Source organism: Serratia sp. CY81684, assembly GCF_052166595.1.
GTDB lineage: Bacteria > Pseudomonadota > Gammaproteobacteria > Enterobacterales > Enterobacteriaceae > Serratia > Serratia nematodiphila.
This window is the reverse complement of sequence record NZ_JBJNOO010000007.1, coordinates 144,355-163,852: the sequence shown is the minus strand read 5'-3', so window position 1 is coordinate 163,852 and position 19,498 is coordinate 144,355. Positions and strand designations below refer to the sequence as shown.

19 protein-coding genes are annotated in these 19,498 nt (G+C 59.9%); 4 read left to right on the top strand and 15 right to left on the bottom strand.

Annotated features, from left to right (window positions below; all coding sequences use genetic code 11):
• Window positions 1–12: 12 nt before the first annotated feature.
• The 8 genes from ACJ8QF_RS22435 to ACJ8QF_RS22400 all read right to left on the bottom strand — a co-directional run bounded on the left by ACJ8QF_RS22435 (window position 13) and on the right by ACJ8QF_RS22400 (window position 8,904).
• Window positions 13–966, bottom strand: coding sequence for an ABC transporter permease (locus tag ACJ8QF_RS22435; RefSeq protein ID WP_049186544.1), 954 nt, complete (start codon window positions 964–966; stop codon window positions 13–15).
• A 1-nt stretch (window position 967) separates the two neighbouring features.
• A complete protein-coding gene (locus tag ACJ8QF_RS22430; protein ID WP_004930997.1) occupies window positions 968–1,957 on the bottom strand; it encodes an ABC transporter permease in 990 nt (329 codons plus the stop codon).
• Window positions 1,950–3,449, bottom strand: a complete 1,500-nt coding sequence (locus ACJ8QF_RS22425) for a sugar ABC transporter ATP-binding protein (RefSeq protein ID WP_004930994.1) — start codon at window positions 3,447–3,449, stop codon at window positions 1,950–1,952. Before ACJ8QF_RS22425 ends, ACJ8QF_RS22430 begins: the two co-directional genes overlap by 8 nt.
• 104 nt (window positions 3,450–3,553) lie before the next feature.
• Complete coding sequence (locus tag ACJ8QF_RS22420) at window positions 3,554–4,540, bottom strand: autoinducer 2 ABC transporter substrate-binding protein (protein ID WP_028128102.1); 987 nt, start codon at window positions 4,538–4,540, stop codon at window positions 3,554–3,556.
• Between the two features lie 329 nt (window positions 4,541–4,869).
• Complete coding sequence (gdhA, locus tag ACJ8QF_RS22415; RefSeq protein WP_016930438.1) at window positions 4,870–6,213, bottom strand: NADP-specific glutamate dehydrogenase; 1,344 nt, start codon at window positions 6,211–6,213, stop codon at window positions 4,870–4,872.
• A gap of 199 nt (window positions 6,214–6,412) precedes the next feature.
• Window positions 6,413–6,850: a universal stress protein UspA gene (uspA, locus tag ACJ8QF_RS22410; protein ID WP_004930988.1), complete on the bottom strand. Its 438-nt coding sequence runs from the start codon at window positions 6,848–6,850 to the stop codon at window positions 6,413–6,415.
• Between the two features lie 267 nt (window positions 6,851–7,117).
• Window positions 7,118–8,026 (bottom strand): LysR family transcriptional regulator, encoded by a 909-nt coding sequence (locus ACJ8QF_RS22405; RefSeq protein WP_442537872.1) that lies wholly within the window; start codon window positions 8,024–8,026, stop codon window positions 7,118–7,120.
• Window positions 8,027–8,130: 104 nt separating this feature from the next.
• Window positions 8,131–8,904: an SDR family oxidoreductase gene (locus ACJ8QF_RS22400; protein ID WP_044030056.1), complete on the bottom strand. Its 774-nt coding sequence runs from the start codon at window positions 8,902–8,904 to the stop codon at window positions 8,131–8,133.
• Window positions 8,905–9,337: 433 nt separating this feature from the next.
• On the opposite strand from ACJ8QF_RS22400, the gene uspB reads away from it, so the two are divergent.
• On the top strand, window positions 9,338–9,673 hold the full coding sequence (gene uspB / locus ACJ8QF_RS22395) for a universal stress protein UspB (protein ID WP_004930978.1): 336 nt from the start codon (window positions 9,338–9,340) through the stop codon (window positions 9,671–9,673).
• 73 nt (window positions 9,674–9,746) lie between these two features.
• On the opposite strand, the gene pitA is transcribed toward uspB, so the two are convergent.
• On the bottom strand, window positions 9,747–11,249 hold the full coding sequence (gene pitA / locus ACJ8QF_RS22390; RefSeq protein ID WP_015379362.1) for an inorganic phosphate transporter PitA: 1,503 nt from the start codon (window positions 11,247–11,249) through the stop codon (window positions 9,747–9,749).
• 300 nt (window positions 11,250–11,549) lie between these two features.
• Here pitA and ACJ8QF_RS22385 point away from each other — a divergent pair, with 300 nt between their 5' ends.
• Window positions 11,550–12,749, top strand: a complete 1,200-nt coding sequence (locus tag ACJ8QF_RS22385) for an NAD(P)/FAD-dependent oxidoreductase (protein WP_044030054.1) — start codon at window positions 11,550–11,552, stop codon at window positions 12,747–12,749.
• Between the two features lie 28 nt (window positions 12,750–12,777).
• Here the strand turns inward: ACJ8QF_RS22385 and add are convergent, their stop codons facing one another.
• A complete protein-coding gene (gene add, locus ACJ8QF_RS22380; protein ID WP_280631124.1) occupies window positions 12,778–13,770 on the bottom strand; it encodes an adenosine deaminase in 993 nt (330 codons plus the stop codon).
• Window positions 13,771–13,779: 9 nt separating this feature from the next.
• Entirely contained in the window at window positions 13,780–14,721 is a 942-nt protein-coding gene (locus ACJ8QF_RS22375) for a nucleoside hydrolase (RefSeq protein WP_004930965.1), read from the bottom strand.
• Window positions 14,722–14,881: 160 nt separating this feature from the next.
• Between ACJ8QF_RS22375 and ACJ8QF_RS22370 the strand changes: the two genes are divergently transcribed.
• A complete protein-coding gene (locus ACJ8QF_RS22370; RefSeq protein WP_004930963.1) occupies window positions 14,882–15,565 on the top strand; it encodes a Crp/Fnr family transcriptional regulator in 684 nt (227 codons plus the stop codon).
• On the opposite strand, the gene ACJ8QF_RS22365 is transcribed toward ACJ8QF_RS22370, so the two are convergent.
• The 4 genes from ACJ8QF_RS22365 to ACJ8QF_RS22350 form a co-directional block, all read right to left on the bottom strand.
• A complete protein-coding gene (locus ACJ8QF_RS22365) occupies window positions 15,562–15,981 on the bottom strand; it encodes a VOC family protein (protein WP_004930960.1) in 420 nt (139 codons plus the stop codon). The two genes, ACJ8QF_RS22370 and ACJ8QF_RS22365, sit on opposite strands and share 4 nt — an antisense overlap.
• 126 nt (window positions 15,982–16,107) lie before the next feature.
• A complete protein-coding gene (locus ACJ8QF_RS22360; protein WP_031300306.1) occupies window positions 16,108–16,524 on the bottom strand; it encodes an SRPBCC family protein in 417 nt (138 codons plus the stop codon).
• 36 nt (window positions 16,525–16,560) lie between these two features.
• Window positions 16,561–17,358 (bottom strand): SDR family NAD(P)-dependent oxidoreductase, encoded by a 798-nt coding sequence (locus tag ACJ8QF_RS22355; protein WP_004930955.1) that lies wholly within the window; start codon window positions 17,356–17,358, stop codon window positions 16,561–16,563.
• Between the two features lie 55 nt (window positions 17,359–17,413).
• Entirely contained in the window at window positions 17,414–18,424 is a 1,011-nt protein-coding gene (locus ACJ8QF_RS22350; protein ID WP_015379355.1) for an aldo/keto reductase, read from the bottom strand.
• A 142-nt stretch (window positions 18,425–18,566) separates the two neighbouring features.
• Between ACJ8QF_RS22350 and ACJ8QF_RS22345 the strand changes: the two genes are divergently transcribed.
• On the top strand, window positions 18,567–19,466 hold the full coding sequence (locus ACJ8QF_RS22345) for a LysR substrate-binding domain-containing protein (protein ID WP_004930950.1): 900 nt from the start codon (window positions 18,567–18,569) through the stop codon (window positions 19,464–19,466).
• Window positions 19,467–19,498 lie beyond the last annotated feature (32 nt).

Here is a 19,498-nt window from a genome sequence, read left to right as displayed (position 1 = left end):
ATCTGTTTTCTCCTAAGCTTTTCGATTCTGTAACGCGATAAACAGGATCAGCACGCCGCCCCAAAGGGCCATGGTCAGGTAGCTGCTGACCCCCAGCAAATTGAGGCCGCTTTCCAACATTTGCAGCACGATCAGCGCCAGCACCAGCCCCAGAATGCGGCCGAAACCGCCGTCCGGGTTGATGCCGCCCAGCACCGAGGCCAGAATGGTCACCAGCAGATAAGATTCGCCGTAGCCGGCCTTGGCCGAGTTGAACTTGGCCATCATCAGCAGCGCGGCGCCCCAGCCGAGCAGCGCCGACAGGATGTACACCGCGATCTGCACCCGCGCGGTGTTCACGCCGCTAAAGCGGGTGGCCTGCTCGTTGGAGCCGATCAGGTACAGGCTGCGGCCCAGCGTGGTGTGCTCCAGCAGCAGCCACAGACCGACCGCCACCAGCAGGAACAGGATCAGCGCCACCGGTACGCCGAGCACGGCGCCGCTGCCGAGAAATTGAATCGCCGCCGGGAAGCCGGAGATCACCGCGCCGTTGGACAGCAGGATGTTCAGGCCGGTGATCAGCGTCATGGTGCCGAGCGAGGCGAGGATCGGCGAAACGCCGATCCAGGCTACCAGCACGCCGTTCAGCGCGCCGATCGCCACCGCCACCAACAGGCCGGCCAACAGCGCCAGCGCCAGGAACAGCGGCTGGTCGGGATGGCTGACGATGATCGCCGCCATCACCAGCGAACAGGCGTTGGCGCCGGCGATGATCGACAGGTTGATGCCGCCGGTCAGCATGGTGATGCCCATGCCGAGCGCCAGCAGGCCGAGGATCGGCAGCTGCGAGGCGATCGACTGGAAGTTGCCGAGGCTGAAGAAGCGCGATCCGAGCAGCCCGGCGAACAGCAGCGCCACCGCGATGATGATCGCGCCCTGCAGGCGAATGATCCGATCGTTTGGGATCAACCGAGTTAACTGCGTCATGTCAGATCTCCTTGAGCAGCTTGCGTTTTTCGTTCCAGGCGGTGGTGCTGATGCTGATCAAAATGATCGCGCCGCTGAATACCTGGTGCCAATAGGCCGAGACGCTGAGCAGCGTCAGCCCGTTTTGCAGGAAGGCCAGCAGCACCACGCCGAGCAGGGTGCCGGTCAACGATCCGCGGCCGCCGCTCATGCTGGTGCCGCCCAGCACCACCGCCGCCAATACCGTCAGCTCGAAACCGAGCAGCGAGTTGGGCGCCACCGACTGGGTGATTTGCGCCTGCACCACCGCCGCGACGCCGGCCAGAATGCCCATATAGCCGTAGACGCAAAAATGCAGCCGCAGCAGGTTCAACCCCAGGCGCGACGCCGCGTCGCGATTGCCGCCCATGGCGTAGATCTGGCGTCCCAGCCGGGTGCGGTTCATCAGCACGCCGGTGACGACGATGGTCGCCAGCAGGCACAGCAGCGGCAGCGTCAGGCCGTAGTCGTAGCCGTCGGCGCCCTGGAACGAGAACCAGTTGATGCCGTTCATGAACCAGTCCGGGAAGCCGTACAGCCAGGTGCCGTTGGTGGCGTATACCAGCAGGCCGTAGAACAGGTTAAGGGTGGCGATGGTGATGATGATCGCCGGCACCTTGAGCCAATACACCAGGAAACCGTTCACCAACCCGAGCAGCAGGCCGACGCCGATCGCCAGGGCGAACGCCAGCGGGAAGCTGCCGCCGTGCTGGATTACCCAGCTGGCCATCACGTATTGGGCGATGGCGGTGATCGCCGGGAACGAAATGTCGATGCCGCCGGCGATCAGCACCACGAACAGCCCGCAGGCCAGAATGCCGAGAATGGCGTAGCTGGTGGCGACGTCGGTCAGGTTGCCGAGCGTCAGAAACTCATCGGTGCCGGCGCTCAGGCCGATCGCCAGCAGCAGCACCAGCAGGCCGAGATAAAACTCGTGCCGCCCGGCCAGGCGGGCCAATAATGACTTATCCATTCACCACCTCGGCGATCTGTTGTTCGGTACTCTGGTGCGGCGCGAATTCGGCGATCAGCTCGCCCTTGCGCATCACCATCACCCGATGGCTGTTGTAATAGGCTTCCGGGATCTCGTCGCAGATCATCAGCACCGCCATGCCCAGCTGCGCCAGATCGCGGGCGATCTGGTAGATCCCCTCTTTGTTGGCGATGTCGACGCCGACGGTGGGCGAGTCGAGGATCAGGATCTTCGGCTGGGTCGCGACCCATTTGGCGATGGCGATGCGCTGGGCGTTGCCGCCGGACAGGGTTTTCACCGGCAATGCGCTGTCGGACACCTTGATGTTCAAATCGCGGATCAGCCGGTTGACCAGCTCGGTCGCCTTGGCGTGATCCAGCAGCCCGAGCGAGGTATGCAGCCGATCGAAGACGGTGACGATGGTGTTGTCGTAGATCGATTGCTCCATGATCAACCCCTGCGTCAGACGATCCTCCGACACATAGCCGATGCCGTGGCGCACCGCTTCGCGGTTGTTGTGCAGCTGCACCGCTTGGCCCTCGATGCGGATCTCGCCGCTGTCCGGCCGCGTCATGCCAAACAGGCTGAGGCACAGTTCGGTGCGGCCGGCGCCGAGCAGGCCGACGATCGAGACGATCTCGCCGCCGCGCAGCGCCAGATTGATGTTGCGGTATTTTTCGCCGCGGCTGAGGTTGCGCACCTCGAGCAGCGGCGCCTGTTCGGCCGGCGGCAGCGGCGGCAGCGGGCTGTAGTGGAAGCGTTGGCCGGTCATCAGGAACGCCAGTTCATGGCTGTCCAGTTCGCTGGCCGGCCAGGTGCCCACCAGCTTGCCGTCGCGCATCACGCTGATGCGATCGGCGACTTCCATCACTTCATCCAATCGGTGGCTGACGAACACCACGCAGATGCCGGCCGCCTTCAGCTCGTTGACCACCCGCAGCAGGCCGTCGACCTCCTGGCGGGTCAGCGAGGCGGTCGGTTCGTCCATGATAACCAACCGCGCCTCGGCGGCGATGGCGCGGCAAATCGCCACCAGCTGCCGATCGGCGATCGACAGTTTTTCCACCTTTTTATCGGGATCGATACGCACGCCGACCCGCGCCATGGCGTCCAGCGCCGTCTGGCGCATCAATCGCTTGCGCACCCAGAAGCGGCCGCCGGGCAGGTAACGGTGGATGGCGATGTTTTCCGCCACCGTCAGGTTAGGGAACAGCGACAGGTCCTGGTAGATCACCTGTATGCCGTAATAACCGGACAGCTGCGGCGTCAGGGCGTGGAAGAGTTTGCCTTCCAGCGAAATATTGGCGCCTTTTTCCGGCTGATAGACGCCGGAGATGATTTTAATGATGGTGCTTTTGCCGCAGCCGTTTTGCCCGGCCAGGCAGTGCACTTCGCCTTTATTCAGCGTCAGGTTGATCTGGTCTAATGCCAGCACGCCTGGGAATCGCTTGCTGATATTCTCCAGGGTGATAAATGCGGGGGAGGCTGTCATAACGTTAACCTGTGCTTGCGTAGCGGCCGAAGCCCTGGGCGCAGCAGGCTGCGCCCCTACGAGGGTTTAACTACTTTCCCGGTGTAGCGAAATTACGCGAAAAATCAGAATCCGAGCGATTTGGCGTTGTCTTTGGTCACTTCCAAAATCTTATTAAACCGAATCACTTTGTGTTCCATATCGACGTCGGCCTTGCCGAGGCCCTCGATCGACAGGTCTTTGTTCACGTCCTTGCCCTGCAGCAGCTGGTCGGCCACCGTCACCAGCGCATAACCGGCGTCTTTCGGATCCCACAGCAGCGCTTTCTTGATGTCGCCGCGCATCAGATAAGGGGCGGCCTGCGCCGGCATGGCGATGCCCACCACCGCGATTTTGTCCTTGGCGCGCTTCTTGGCCACCGCCTGGCCGGCGCCGATTGGGCCGAGCGAACCGAAGCCGATGATGCCCTTCATCTGCGGATAGGTTTTCATCAGATCCAGCGTGGTGGCGTAGGATTTGTCGATGCTTTCCGCCACCGGCAAGCGCGAGGTGACTTCAAACATGTCCGGGTATTTTTCTTTCTGATACTTGATGGCGGAATCGGCCCAGGCGTTGTGCAGCGGCACGGTCAGCGAGCCGACGTAGATCGCGTAGCCGCCTTTGCCGCCCATGTCTTTCGCCAGTTCATCGACGTTGGCCTGCGCGTATTTCTCGCTGTCGATGGTCTCGATGTCCCACTGGCCGATCTGTTGGTCCGGGGATTCATGGGTCAGCACCACGATGCCTTTGTCGCGCGCTTTTTTCAGCACCGGCTCCAGCACTTTGGCGTCGTTCGGCACCACGATGATGGCGTTGACGTTCTTGGCGATCAGATCCTCAATCACCTTGACCTGTGCGGCCGGATCCGGCGTAGAAGGGCCGGTCTGGTAGGCGTTGACGTCGAGTTTTTTCGCCGCTTCGTTGACGCCCACTTCCATGCGGTTGAACCACGGAATGCCGGTCACTTTGGCGACCACGGCAATCTCATATTTATCAGCGGCGAACACAGGTGTTGTCGATAACATGCACGCAGAAACCACACATGCATTTAATAATGCGAGGTTAAATTTCATTAGCTGTACCTTTTTTTATCTGTAGGGGTGGCGGTTTTTCCACCGCTGCAGATTACAAAGGAATGGAAGAGGGGGTGTAGCCGAAGTTAACGAAATGTGATCTGCGCACATTTAAGTAAAATATTGGCGTATTTAGTGTTAAATAAATGTTTAATTATTTGGCGGTGGTAAATTTACTACCAACAAAACGGCTGCAAATAACTTTTTATTAACTTTTAATTAACGTATATGCATCATTTTGATGGCTTGGACGCGGAAAAAAATGCCGGCGCAGAGGCCGGCATTGAAGCATTTAATCGATGTGTGAACAAGATCACCATTGCGCCCGATTACAGCACGCCCTGCGCCAGCATCGCCTCCGCAACCTTAACGAAACCGGCGATATTCGCGCCGTGTACATAGTGGGTTTGCTTGCCCTCGCCGCCGTATTCCACGCAGGCATGGTGAATATCCGCCATGATATGTTGTAAACGTACATCCACTTTTTCCGCCCGCCAGCCGATGCGCGCGGCGTTTTGCGCCATCTCCAGCCCCGAGGTGGCCACGCCGCCGGCGTTGGCCGCCTTGCCGGGCGCGAACAGCACCCCGGCGTCAAGGAAGGCGTCGGTGGCCTGGATGGTGGTCGGCATGTTGGCGCCTTCCGCCACCGCTTTCACCCCGTTGCGGATCAGCGTCTGCGCCGCCTCGAGATCCAGCTCGTTCTGGGTGGCGCACGGCAGGGCGATATCCACCGGCACGCTCCACGGCTGCTGGCCCGCCAGATACGTCAGACCGCGCTCACGGGCATAGTCCGCCACCCGGCCGTAACGCTGGTTTTTGATCTCCGCCAGGTGCGCCAGCTTCTCGGTGGTGAAACCGTCTTCGTCCACCAGGGTGCCGCCGGAATCCGATACGGTGATCACGCGCGCGTCCAGTTCCAGCGCTTTCTCGATGGTGTACTGCGCCACGTTGCCGGAGCCGGATACCGCCACCCGCATGCCCTCAAAGCCCAGGCCGTGGCGCTGCAGCATGGCGTCGGTAAAGTACACCAGGCCGTAGCCGGTCGCCTCGGGGCGGATCAGGCTGCCGCCGAAGGAGAGGCCCTTGCCGGTAAACACGCAGGCGGTGTTGTTGGACAGTTTTTTCATCATGCCGGCCATAAAGCCGACTTCACGGCCGCCGACGCCGATGTCCCCGGCCGGCACGTCGGTGTCCGGGCCCAAGTGGCGATACAGCTCGGTCATCAGTGCCTGGCAGAAGCGCATGATCTCGCCCTGGCTTTTGCCCTTGGGATCGAAATCGGAGCCGCCTTTGCCGCCGCCCATCGGCAGGGTGGTCAGCGCATTCTTGAAGGTCTGCTCAAAGCCGAGGAACTTCAGGATCGACAGGTTTACCGATGGGTGGAAGCGCATGCCGCCCTTGTAGGGGCCGATGGCCGAGTTGAACTGCACGCGGAAGGCGCGGTTGACCTGCACCTGGCCGCGATCGTCCACCCAGCTGACGCGGAACTGAATGATACGCTCGGGCTCCACCAGGCGCTCCAGCAGCGCCTGTTCGCGATAGCGCGGGTTGCGCTCGATAAACGGCCACAGCGAGGTGAACACTTCGCGCACCGCCTGCAGATATTCCGGCTGGTGAGGGTTATGGCGTTGTAACGAGGACAGGAAAGACTCTACCGATACGGCATATTCCATGGATAACTCCTTTTCGCATTAAATTTCCCCCGCTATTTCTTATAAATATGGGTATAGGCGATGCTCGGGGGAGGATGTTGTGTCTTTAGCGACTATATCATCGGAGGGCGGTTGATTATCAAGCGATTAATCGGCGTGGCGGCATGAAAAACGCCCGCAGGGCGCGGGCGTTGGTCAGTTAAGTTAGCAAACGCTTACTTTATTCGTCTTCTTCATCGCGCAGCGGCACGATCAGCATATCGATGTGCACGGTATTGATCAGCTGGCGCGCGGAAGACATCAGCTTGCTCCAGAAGTCCTGATGGTGGCCGCACAGCACCAGGTCCATATCGTATTTCTTGATGGCGTCCACCAGCACCTGCGCCAGATCGCCGCTGCCGCTCAGGGTCTCGGTGATCGGGTAGCCGGCGTTTTGCGACAGCTCGGTCAGCGCCTGATGGGTTTCTTCAGAGATGCGTTTTTGCATGTCGCCGAGATTGACGTCGATAAGGCCGGTATAGAGGTCGGAATAGTTGACATCGACGTGGATCAGAGAAACTTTGGCGTTATACGGCCGCGCCATAGAGACGGCTTTTTCTACCAGGATCTTGCTTTCCGGGGATAGGTCTACCGCGATCAATATGTGTTTGTAAGCCATAAGAATACTCCTTCCATAAACATGCCGATTAAAAAGGGTTAGCAGGCGTTCCGTGTACCCGCCTGGCGCTGTTGGTTCCATAGTATCATTCGGATAACGCAATGATATGTTGGGGCGATCACACTGCGCCGCATCGAAAATCTCTGCGCACGATACCTTTTGTTGTACACCCGCGTGGCGTAAAAGCCTATGGGTTATGCGGGTTTTAACGGTCTGACCGCTTGAATTATAAGCGTTATTAAACAAAGTATAGCGCTAAATGTGCAATCAGCGCTCCAGATGCGGCTGCAGCAGGCTTTCAAACCACTCATGAAACACCGCCAGGCGCCTTGAGCGCTGGCGGCGATGGGGGTAGATCAGGGCGATCGGCATAGAGGTAGCGCGGTAACCGGGCAGGACTTCCACCAGTTCACCGGCGTCGAGCAGGTGTTGCACGTCGTAGCGCGGGATTTGCATCAGCCCCAGCCCGGCGAGGCAGCAGGCGATATAGCTTTCGGCGTTGTTGACCACCACCCGGCTGGGCAGTTCGAGCCGTTGCGTAGGGCCGTCGCCGGTCAGGTATTCCCAGGGGGATTCGCGGCCGGTCTTGGGCGAGGCGTAGCCGATGCTCCAGTGCCCCTCGGCAAGATCGCCGGGGTGGAGCGGATGACCGAATTCGCTCAGGTAGGCGGGGCTGGCGCAGTTGATCAGCGCGATATGGCCGAGCGGGCGCATCACCAGGCTGCTGTCGTGCAGATCGCCGACGCGCACCGCGCAGTCGACCCCCTCCTGTACCAGATCGATGGCGCGATCGGCGGAGCCGAGCACCAGCTGCAGGTGAGGATGGCGCCGCAGCAAGCCGGGCAGCGCCGGGGCGATCAGCCGGCGGGCGATGCGGCTCGGCACGTCGACGCTGAGCCGTCCGGAGGCCTGCCGTTGGCTGGCCTGAAATGACTGATCGATGTCTTCCACTTCGGCCAGCAGCGGGCGCAGCCGCTCGAGCAGCTGTTCGCCGTCGGCGGTCAGCCGCACCTGCCGCGTGGTGCGGTGCAGCAGGCGCACGCCCAGCTGCGTTTCCAATTGCTGCACGGCGGCGGAGACCGAGGCGCGCGGCACCTCCAGCGCATGGGCCGCCCGGATAAAGCTGCCCATTTCCGCCACCTGTACGAATACGCGGTATTGATTGAATCTGTCCATCTCGTTGACCTGCTGTTCCTTGGCGCCGTTTCTGACAGAGAGTGTAGCCGCATGGCGCGGTTGCGCGCGAGCAGGTGCGGGGGCGATAGGTGCCCCCGCCGGGTTTATTTGGTGGTGTAGCCGCCGTTGATCAGGATGGTTTGGCCGGTTATCCACCAGCCGTCGCTGACCAGATGACGGATGAACGGCACCACGTCTTCGATATCGGTCAGGCCGGTTTGGCTGAATGGCGACAGCGCCGCCGCCGTCTTGTGGTAGGCCACGGCGTCCGCACCCTCTGCCGGGTAGAAGAACGGGGTATCCATCGGGCCGGGGCCGACCGCCGTCACGGAGATGCCGCGCTCGCCGAACTCCTTGGCGGCGGCGCGGGTGAAGTGCTCCACCGGCGCTTTGGTGCCGGCGTAAGCGGCGTAGAACGGCGTGAAGGCGCCGAGCAGCGAGGTGACCAGCGTGCAGATTTTGCCGTTGTCGTTAAGGTGCTTACCCGCTTCTTTCAGGAAGAAGAACGCGGTTTTGGCGTTGACCGCCGTCATCTCGTCGTACTCGGCTTCGCTGATGTCGATCAGCGGCTTTTTCAGCACCTTGCCGACGGTATTGATGGCGATATCCGGCTTGCCGACGGCGGCGACCGCATCGGCGAACAGCTTCTCGACCGCGCCTGCGGTGGTGAGATCGGCCTGCAGCGCGACACCTTGCGCCCCGGCGGCCTGAATGGCGGCGACGGTTTTCTCCGCTTCGGCTTTGGAAGCGGCGCTGTTGTAGTGGATCACCACCGCTTTGGCGCCTTGTTCAGCCAAATCGCGTGCGATCAGCCCGCCGAGGTTTTTGGCACCGCCGGCGATGAGGACGGTTTTTCCCTTGATTGAATGGTTTGCCATAACAGTTTCCTTGGATGAGCGTAACGGAAACCTGAGTCTAGCCAGCGTGGGGGGAAAGATCAGCGGCGTGGCGCGGGATAGACTATCCAGAAAAGCGACATAATCGAAACGGACGGTTATCGCTTATAACGCCCCGGCAGGTGACTTTTCGGTACAGGGCGGTAAATTTTATCCACTGCTCAGGCCAGTTTGCGTTCCATTAACCTACAATGATGGATATGGGCCTCACCATTTCTCCTCTGAGTAGAACCATGCCGTGCAAATCTCATCGTGCGGTGCGGCAACGTCTTCGGAGGCGGTGGGTTATGGGCGTGGCTCGTGCAGGCAAAAAAAGGGGATGAGAGCGGTAAGCTCCAGCAGAGTATCGGGTAATGAGGTAGGGCGGTTGGACCCGGCGGATGGCCGCGGATAACAACGCCTTGAGGGGGTAATCATGATCAGTACCGTCGCGCTGTTTTGGGCCTTATGTGTGGTGTGTGTGGTAAACATGGTGCGGTATTACTCTTCTCTGCGCGCGTTGCTGGTGGTATTGCGCGGCTGTGACCCGTTGCTGTACCAATACGTCGACGGCGGCGGCTTCTTCACCGCCCACGGCCAACCCAGCAAGCAACTGAGGCTGGTGCGCTATATCTTTGCGCAGCGCTATGTCGAACACCACGATCCGGAGTTTATTCGCCGCTGTGAGCGGGTGCGCGGGCAGTTTATGCTGACCTCGGCCCTGTGCGGCCTGGTGGTCATCTGCCTGATAGCGATGATGATTTGGTATTAATGCCTTTCTGTTTCCCTTGATGCAGGCAAAAAAAAGGCGGCCCTGCGGCCGCCTTCCTCATGATGCTTATCGCTTAGATCAGCTTCAACGCAATCCAATACAGCGCACCGGAAAGCAGAATCGAGATTGGCAGGGTCAGTACCCAGGCCAACAGGATGTTCTTCACGGTTTTGCTCTGCACGCCGCCGCCGTCCACGATCATCGTCCCGGCAACCGCCGAAGAGAGGACGTGGGTGGTGGAGACCGGCATGCCGGTATAGCTCGCCACGCCGATCGACAGCGCCGCGGTCATCTGGGCCGATACGCCCTGGGCGTAGGTCATGCCTTTCTTGCCGATCTTCTCGCCGATGGTGGTGGCCACGCGTTTCCAGCCCACCATGGTACCGAGCGACAGCGCCAGCGCGACGGCGACGATGATCCACATCGGCGCGTACTCGACGGTCTGCAGCAGATCCTGACGCAGGTTCTTCAGGAAGCGCTGGTCGGCGGATGAGGTTTCCGGCAGCTTGGCGACTTTATCCGCCGTGTCGGTCACGCACATCAGCAGGCGGCGCAGGTGGCTGCGCTGGTCAACCGTCAGCTGATCGTAGCTTTGCAGGTTGGTCAGCATGCCCTGAGCCAGCTCGATCGCCGGCATGGCGCGCGAACTGTCACAGTGGAACTCGGCCGGTTTGCCAGACGCAGCTTCGTCATCCGGGCTTGGCACCAGCGGCGTCAGCGACACCGCATGCGACAGCGCGTCGCCGTGCTGCTGGTAATATTGCTGCAGGTGGGTCACGGCGTCACGCGTACGGGTGATGTCATAACCGGTTGCATTCATATTGACCACGAAGCCGGCCGGCGCAACGCCGATCAACACCAGCATGATAAGGCCGATGCCTTTCTGGCCGTCGTTGGCGCCGTGCGAGAAGCTGACGCCAATCGCCGACAGGATCAGCGCGATACGGGTCCAGAACGGCGGCTTGCGTTTGCCGTCGACCTTTTCACGTTCCGCAGGGGTCATGTGGATACGCTGGCGTTTCTTGGTGCCACTCCAATAGCGGCGCAAGGCGAACACCATCACTCCCGCCACCATCATGCCGACCAGCGGCGAGAACAGCAGAGAAAGGAAAATACCAATCATTTTCGGGACGTTAAGCGCATCCACCACCGAAGTGTGGGTCATCAGGGCGTTGGTTAAACCGACACCGATGATTGCGCCTATCAGCGTATGGGAACTGGAGGCCGGCAGACCGAAATACCAGGTGCCGAGGTTCCAGATGATTGCCGCCAACAGCATGGAGAAGACCATGGCTAATCCGTGTGCTGAACTGACGTTCAACAACAGATCGGTAGGCAGCAAGTGGACGATGGCGTAAGCAACACTCAAACCGCCGAGCATTACGCCAAGAAAGTTGAACAAACCTGCCATCACGACCGCAAGTTGCGAGCGCATGGCGCGGGTATAAATAACTGTAGCGACCGCATTGGCCGTATCATGAAAACCGTTGATGGCTTCATAAAACAACACGAACAACAATGCGAGAATTAACATCAGGCCGGTATGGAAATCCAGGCCAGCGAACAAATGCAGCATAAGCGTTACGCCAGTTTGTGGACATGAACGCCGCGCATTATCAGTGACAACCGGGGCCGGGGAAAAGGAAAATATGACGTTTTTTTGATTTGGACATGACGAAACGATGACGCGCCTATAACAAAAATATTGAATATCAACGCGTTATTCTCCTCTGACCTCTGTAATATTTTCTTACTGTGGCGTTGACGGCGCCGGGGCTTTACAATCTGCCGCCGTGAATTTGGCGGTGACCGGCGGCGAAACGGCGTAATATGGCGCTCTTTTGTCGCGATTGTGGTTTTGATAAGTGAGGCTCAGGTGGAACAGTTTGATGTCGTAGTGATTGGGGCGGGTGCCGCCGGCATGTTTTGCGCCGCGCAGGCGGGGCAACTCGGTTGCCGCGTGTTGCTGCTCGACAACGGCAAAAAACCGGGCCGCAAGATCCTGATGTCCGGCGGCGGGCGCTGCAACTTTACCAACATGTACGCCGAACCGGCGGCCTATCTGTCGAACAACCCGCACTTCTGCAAGTCGGCGCTGGCGCGCTACACCCAGTGGGACTTCATCGATCTGATCAACCGCTACGGCATCGCCTACCATGAAAAAACGCTGGGGCAGCTGTTCTGCGACGACTCGGCGCAGCAGGTGGTGGATCTGCTGGTCAAAGAGTGCGAGCTGGGTCAGGTGACGATGCGCCTGCGCAGCGAAGTGCTGGGCGTGGAGAAAACCGAGAACGGCTACCAGCTGGCGCTCAATGGCGAAAAAGTAAGTGCTCGCTCACTTGTGGTGGCCAGCGGCGGATTATCCATGCCGGGGTTGGGCGCCTCGCCGTTCGGTTACAAACTGGCGGAGCAGTTCGGCCTCAGGGTGCTGCCGACGCGCGCCGGGCTGGTGCCTTTTACCCTGCATAAGCCGCTGCTGGAGCATGTGCAAACGCTGTCCGGCGTGTCGGTGCCGGCGGTGATCACCGCCGAGAACGGCGTCAGCTTCCGTGAAAGCATCCTGTTCACCCATCGCGGTCTCTCCGGCCCGGCGGTATTGCAGCTGTCCAGCTACTGGCAACCGGGTGAGTATGTGAGCGTTAACTTACTTCCTGAGCTGGATCTGGCGGGCTTCCTGGATAACCAACGCCAAGAGCACCCGAACCAAAGCCTGAAAAACACTCTGGCGCTGCATTTGCCGAAGCGGCTGGTGGAGTGCTTGCAGACCCTGGGACAACTGCCGGAGGCGACGCTGAAGCAGCTGAATGCGCCGCAACAAGCGGCGCTGGTTGATCTGTTGCAGAACTGGCGCGTGCAGCCGAACGGCACCGAAGGCTACCGCACGGCGGAAGTGACGCTCGGCGGCGTCGACACCAACGAACTTTCTTCCAAGACGATGGAGGCCCACAAGGTGCCGGGGCTCTATTTCATCGGCGAAGTGGTGGACGTGACCGGGTGGCTGGGTGGCTACAACTTCCAGTGGGCCTGGAGTTCGGCCTGGGCCTGTGCCCAGGCGCTGGCGGCGCAGGGGCGTTAAAACCCGCTCAGCCTTGACACGTGCCGGGTCACATTGGCCCGGCCTTGAGCTGATTCATTAATTTCATTTTAGTGTTTCCGTCGAGAAAACTCGCCTCCAGCGCCTGTCGGTTGCTGCGGTTAAAATCGTCATCCTGCCAGCCGAAGGCGTCATGCAACAGCTGGTACTCCTTGTTCAGCGTGGTGTCGGCGACGGTGCGCGCATCGGTATTCACGTTCAGCCGCACTCCCATCCTTTTCAGCCGATCTATCGGATGATCGTCGATGCTGTCGAACAGATTGCAGACGAGATTGCAGCTGGGGCAGATCTCGAGCAGGACGCCGGTGGCTATCAGACGCTCGATAAGGGCAGCATCCTCGATGCTCCTGACGCCGTGGCCGATGCGCGACACCTGTAGCTGCTCCAGAGTTTCCCGTACGCTGTCGGCGCCCTTCGCCTCGCCGGCGTGGGCGATGACGTTGCCGCCGGCTTCGCGCACCGCCCGAAAGGCCGCTACGTGATTGGCCAGCGGGTAACGCGCTTCATCGGCGGCCAAATCCAGCGCCACCACGCCGCTTCCCTGATAATCGATAACCAGTTTCGCCGTTTGCAGGCTGGCGGCCGCGTCGAAATGTCGCAGCGTGCACAGGATCAGCCCGGCGGCGATGCCGTAAGCCCGTGATGCGTGATGCATGGCCGCCAGCACCGTCTCGACCACCGCTTCGCCGGTTAATCCCAGCCGGGTATGCAGCAGCGGCGCGAAGCGCAGCTCGGCATAGATGATATTATCCGCCGCCAACTGCGCGAATAAGTCCTCGACGGCCAGCGTTATCGCCTGGCGTGTCTGTAATAGATCTATTTGCGGCGCTATCTTGCTTAAAAAGTTCCCCAGATCGGCGCATCGCTTCGGCGCGATAAATTGCCGATTAAATGCCGCTCTGGTTATTTGCGGGTCGACCTTTTTGACATAGTGGTAGCTTAAACAGGTATCCAAATGGACGTGTAATTCCACTTTCTTCAATTTTCTTGGATCGAATTTCATACGGGCCACTTATTTCATTAACGGCTGAGATAACAACGAGAACAGTTTTTCTTTAAACAGGCCGGGTTTGATGCGGGTGATCACGCGCGCATTGGCCGGTTCGCCGGTCAGGTGGGTGGAATCGATGACGTAATGGCCGTAAGACCTTTCACTTTTATATTCAACCCAGGAATACGCCTCCAGACTGGTTTCGACGATGTCCGGGTAGAGCGCCACCGCCATGGTGGTCGGATCGGGCAAATCAAAGCCTTTACGTTCGGTGCGCATGGCGTTGAACGCCATCAGCGTGCGATTGCAGCGCACGGCAAAGCGCCCCAGTTCGCCGAGATTATTCAATCGCTCTATATCGCGTTCGTTGATAAATGCTTCCCCCATGCCGATCTCCCAGCCAACGAGGGTGAGTGGCAGCCCGGCAGTGAGCACCAGATGCGCGGCCTCGGCATCGGCGTAAAGATTAAATTCGGCCAGCGGGGTGATATTGCCGGGCATCAGCCCGGAACCGCCCATCACATAAACCCTCTTCACTTTTTCGGCCAGCGTGGGCGCTTTCAGCACCGCCATCGCGAGATTGGTCAACGGCCCGAGGGTGACGATTTCCAGCTCGCCATTGAGCCGTGCGGCGCAGTCGATGATGGCGTCCACGGCATGAACGGGTTCGGCGCTCTGGCGCGGATCGGGCAAGGCCATGTCGCCCATGCCGTCTTCGCCGTGAATATGGTGCGAATGATAGCGCGTTCGGAAAAGCGGTTTCGCCATGCCGGCATAAACCGGAGGCGCATAGGTTCCCGCTTTTTCCACGCAGATAAGTGCATTTTTGACGCACTGTTCAAGCGGGCAGTTTCCCGCGACGGTGGTGATCGCTTCCACCTTCACGTCGGGTGCGCGCAACGCCATCAGCAGCGCGACGGCATCGTCGGAAGCAGTATCGGTATCTATCAAAATATGTCGCATGGCCATCTCCTCGGGTGGGCTATGCGGAGAAAGTACCCAGACGACCTAAGGCAAAAAAGGTCAGATGTCCTTTTTCGTTCTGAAGCGCGTCGGCTATGCTGAACGCAGTCGAAAGCGAGGATGTGAGACGTTTAAGGATGAGCCCTGGGAGTGAATCGCCTTGAAAACGGTCGGTGACAGCAAGCTAAAAGAAGCTTTTATCGACGCTCACGATCTGCGAACGGCGCTTTCGCCCACGCTGCTCGCCGCACTGCGCCTGGTCAACGTCGAAGCCGGCGAATACCTGGTGACGCAAAGCGATCGTTTGACCCACCTGTTTTTTCTCGTGCAGGGAAAATTGCAGGTTGAGAATTTTGATGTGAATGGCGCGCACATTGTCTTTTCCTTCGAAACGGATTTCTCGGTGATTGGCGATCTGGAGCTGTTCTCCCAGGCGCAGCGCACGCTGTTCAGCACCGTGCAGGCGGTGACCGACGCGCTGCTCCTCGCGGCACCGATAGAGGCCATCAACAATCACGCCCTGAGCGACCCGGCGTTCCTCACCTTTATCTGCCGGCAATTGAGCAATAAGCTGCTGAATGCCTCTTTGCTGCATGCGAACGGCGTTTTTACGGCGGAGTATAAACTGCGAAAATTTTTATTATTCAAGATAAAGAACGAAGGGGAATTGATTGAGCTGGAAAACCGGGAGGCGCTGGCGGCGAGATTGGGCATCTCCGTCAGACAGCTGAGCCGCGCGCTGGCGCAGCTCGCGGCGGACGGCATCATTCAATTTAAAAACAAATCACTGCGGGTGACGGATCGCCAACGGCTGTCCGACATCAACGGGAGCGCCAGGATCTAGCCGATCGCCGGCCCCTTCAATTCCACGCGATTGCCGTCCGGATCGCTGAAATAAATGGACGGGCCGTCGCCTTCAGCGCCATAGCGCGATTCGGCGGGATCAACGCCGATCCCCTGCGATCGCAGATAGGCCAACAGCTCGTCCTCGTTGAAAGGATCGATGCGCAGGCAGATGTGATCGACATTTTGCCGGTGAGGATCGGGCGCCGTGCCGCCTTTTTTCCCCAACACGCCGTTAATATCCACCAGATCGATCATGGCCGCTCCGGCGCGCAGGTGCATCAGCCCCAAATCCGGCCGCTGTTTGGCGATATCACAGCCGACGATCCGGGTATAAAAATGCAGGCTTTTCTGCATATCGCGCACGCGCAGCACCACATGGTCGATAGTCTTCAGGCTGAAAGGGCGCACGGCCATCTCCTCAAACGGAAGTCTCCTTTACAGCATAAACGGCGCTGGCGGATTTATCCTGCTCCAGAGCTAAAGCAAAAAAATGGCCGATGGTTTTCACCATCGGCCGTAAGCGTGCGGAGTGTTCACGCATTAGCGCGGGAAGTTGCCGCTCAGCGCATCCAGGCCATCCTGGTAGATGCCATGGAACAGGGCGACGGCTTCGTCGTCGCTGATATTGACCGGCGTGAAGCTGCCCGACCATTCCACGCGCGCCACGTTGGCGTCGTCGGTGGCGTGTACCGACAGGGTGGACAGGTAATTCACCACTGGGAACGGCGCCTGCATGATGGAGTAGCTGTAGCTGCGTTGACGGTTGTCGAACGCTTCCAGCCGCTCGATAACGGTGCCGCCGTCAGAGGTCGTCAAAGTGCGCACGCGGCCGCCTTCAGAAACGACGCTTTTCGGAATGAACGGCAGCCAGTCAGGCAGGGCGTCGAAGCCGCCGATCAGTTGCCATACGGTGTCGGCGGATGCCGGGATGTTCATAGATACGGATGTAGTAGCCATTTTCTTTCTCTCTTGATATCGGTTTAGGGTACGGAATTACATTGCCAGGGTGTCGACGACGCCGCCGTCTACGCGCAGCGCAGCGCCGGTAGTGGCCGAAGACAGCGGAGACGCAAGGTAAACGGCCAGGTTGGCCACTTCATCGACGTCCGCCGCGCGTTGAATGATGGAGCTTGGGCGTTCGGTTTTAACGAACTCGTCGGCCTGATCGCGCGCGCTGCGCCCGGATTTGGCCGCCGCTTCCGCCAGCATCTCCTGCAGGCCTTCGGTAAAGGTTGGCCCTGGCAGGATGGCGTTGACCGTCACGCCGGTGCCGGCGAGGCGTTTCGCCAGGCCGTGAGATACCGCCAGGTTGGCGCTTTTGGTCACGCCGTAGTTGATCATATCCGCCGGTATGGCGACGCCGGATTCGGACGACACGAAAATAATGCGTCCCCAGCCCTGTTCGGTCATGCTCTGCGCGTAGTGGCGCGCCAGACGCACGCCCGAGAGAACGTTGACGTTATAGAAGTGCATCCACTCGCTGTCGGGCACGGTAAAGAAGTCTTTATCGTTGAAAATACCGAGGTTGTTGACCAGCACGTCGGCTTTCGGCTCCGCGGCGAACAGGGTTGCAGCCCCTTGTTCGGTGCCGAGATCGGCGACCACGCCGCGTACCTGCGCGCCGGGCACGTTGGCGCTGATGTCGGCGATGGCGTTATCGACTCCGGCTTTCTGACGGCCGACGATCACCACGGTGGCGCCCGTTTTGGCAAGCCCGCGCGCGATGCCGAGACCGATGCCGGAGGTGGAGCCGCTGACGACGGCGACTTTGCCTGAAAGATCCAGTTTCATCATGTATATCACTCTGTCATGTGGGTAATGGGGCCGGGGACCGGCCCCATAAAACTTAACGAATCGGCAGCGGCGCGTTGTCGGCCACCAGTTTCTGACGGCGCATCTCCGCCCAGAACTCAGCCGGGATCACTGCATCCAGCGCAGCCAGATCTTCGGCCATGCGGCCAGGACGGCTCGAACCGGGGATCACGGCGGCGACGGCCGGGTTAGCCAGCGCGAATTGCAGCGCAGCGGCTTTGACGTCTACCTGGAAGCGAGCGGCGATCTCTTTGATTTTCGCGACTTGCTGGCGAATAGCCGGGGACGCTTTCTGATATTCGAAATGTTCGCCGCCGGCCAGCACACCGGAGCTGTATGGGCCGCCGACGACGATATCGACATTCTGTTCCAGCGCTTCCGGCATCAGGCGTTGCAGGGCGCGTTCGTGATCCAGCAGGCTGTAGCGGCCGGCCAGCAGGAAGGCATCCGGTTTCGGCTCATCAAGCGCCAGCGTCAGTTCGCAAGGCTCGACGCGGTTGACCCCGAGGCCCCAGGCTTTGATCACGCCTTCGTCACGCAGGCGGGACAGTGCGCGGAAGGCGCCGGTACGGGCGATATTGAACTGTTCCAGCCAGCTGTCGCCGTAGAAATCCTGAGCGACGTCGTGGATCCAGACGATATCCAGACGGTCGGTTTTAAGACGCTTCAGGCTGTGTTCAATGGAGCGAAGCGTGCCGTCTTCCGAGTAGTCGTTCAGGATCTTGTTTTTCAAACCGTGTTCGAACAGGCCGCCTTTCTCACCCAGATCGCGGGCGGCGGGATCTTCCATTTCGTCCAGCATGATGCGGCCCACTTTGGTGCTCAGCACGAACTCATCGCGTGGATACTGAGAGAGCGCTTCGCCCATGCGAATTTCCGACAGGCCGGAACCGTAAAGCGGTGCGGTGTCGAAGTAGCGGATGCCCAAGTCCCAGGCGCTGGTTACGGTAGCCAGCGCTTCTTCTTCTGGAATGGCGCGGAACATATTGCCGAGCGGCGCGCCGCCCAAACCGATCTTGCCGGGTAAAATATTTTTGATGCTCATGGTGAATCCTCAATACGTTATCTTTTCAGGGAAACTAGTGGGGCTCATACAGCGTCTGCCCCGTCACGAGGCTAAAGATAACTTGGCAAGTTGTGACTTGATAGGACATAATTTGTCTAAGTTAAGTCCTTTGAGGTCTCACATGATCGATTTACGTCAGTTGAAATACTTTGTGGCGGTGGCGGAAGAAGAGCACGTCGGCCGCGCCGCCGAACGGCTGCACATTTCCCAGTCACCGCTGAGCCGGCAGATTTCCCAGCTTGAGGAGCGCCTCGGATTGATGCTGTTCGAACGTAATCAGCAGCGCATCCGCCTGACCGCCGACGGCCAGACGTTTCTGGCCGAAACCCGCGCGCTGTTGACGCACGCCACCCGGCTCGAGTCGCTTGGGCGTCGTCTGGGGCGCGGGGAAGACGGCGGGCTGTGCATTGGCTATATCGAAAATGCGATGCACTCCGGCGTATTGTCGAACGCATTGCGGTCGCTGCGGGTTTCCCGGCCGGATGTGCACATCGTGCTTTACAGCCAGCCTTCTTTCATACAGCTGGAAGGGCTGCGGCAGCGCAGCCTGGACGTGGCGCTGGTCAATACGGTGCCGGATCGCGCGGATCCGGATTTTGAATATACGCAGGTGCTGGACGATCGCATGCTGTTGGCCTTGCCGCAGGCCCATCCGCTGGCGGAGCGAGAGACGCTGCTGCCGGCGGATCTCACCGATCAGGCCTGGATTTCGGTGCTGCACAAGGAGGATGCCCATTCGCGCGACGACTTCGTGGCGGCCTGTGTGAAGGCCGGGTTCGATCCGGATATCCGGCTGGAGGCGGGCGAGCCGCTGACCGCGCTGGGGCTGGTCGCCGCCGGGTTGGGGATGACGTTGATCCAGCACAGCCTGCGGCATAACGCGCCGCAAGGCGTAGTGCTGCGCGAACTGCCCTGGATGCAATACACCACGCAGCTGTGGGCCGTGTGGCACAAGGCCAACCTGCGCCCGCTGGTCACCCATTTCCGCGAAGTGATGTCGGCCGGGCCGGCCTGCCACTGACTGCGCGGCGGTGTCCGGCCCGGATGGCGCCC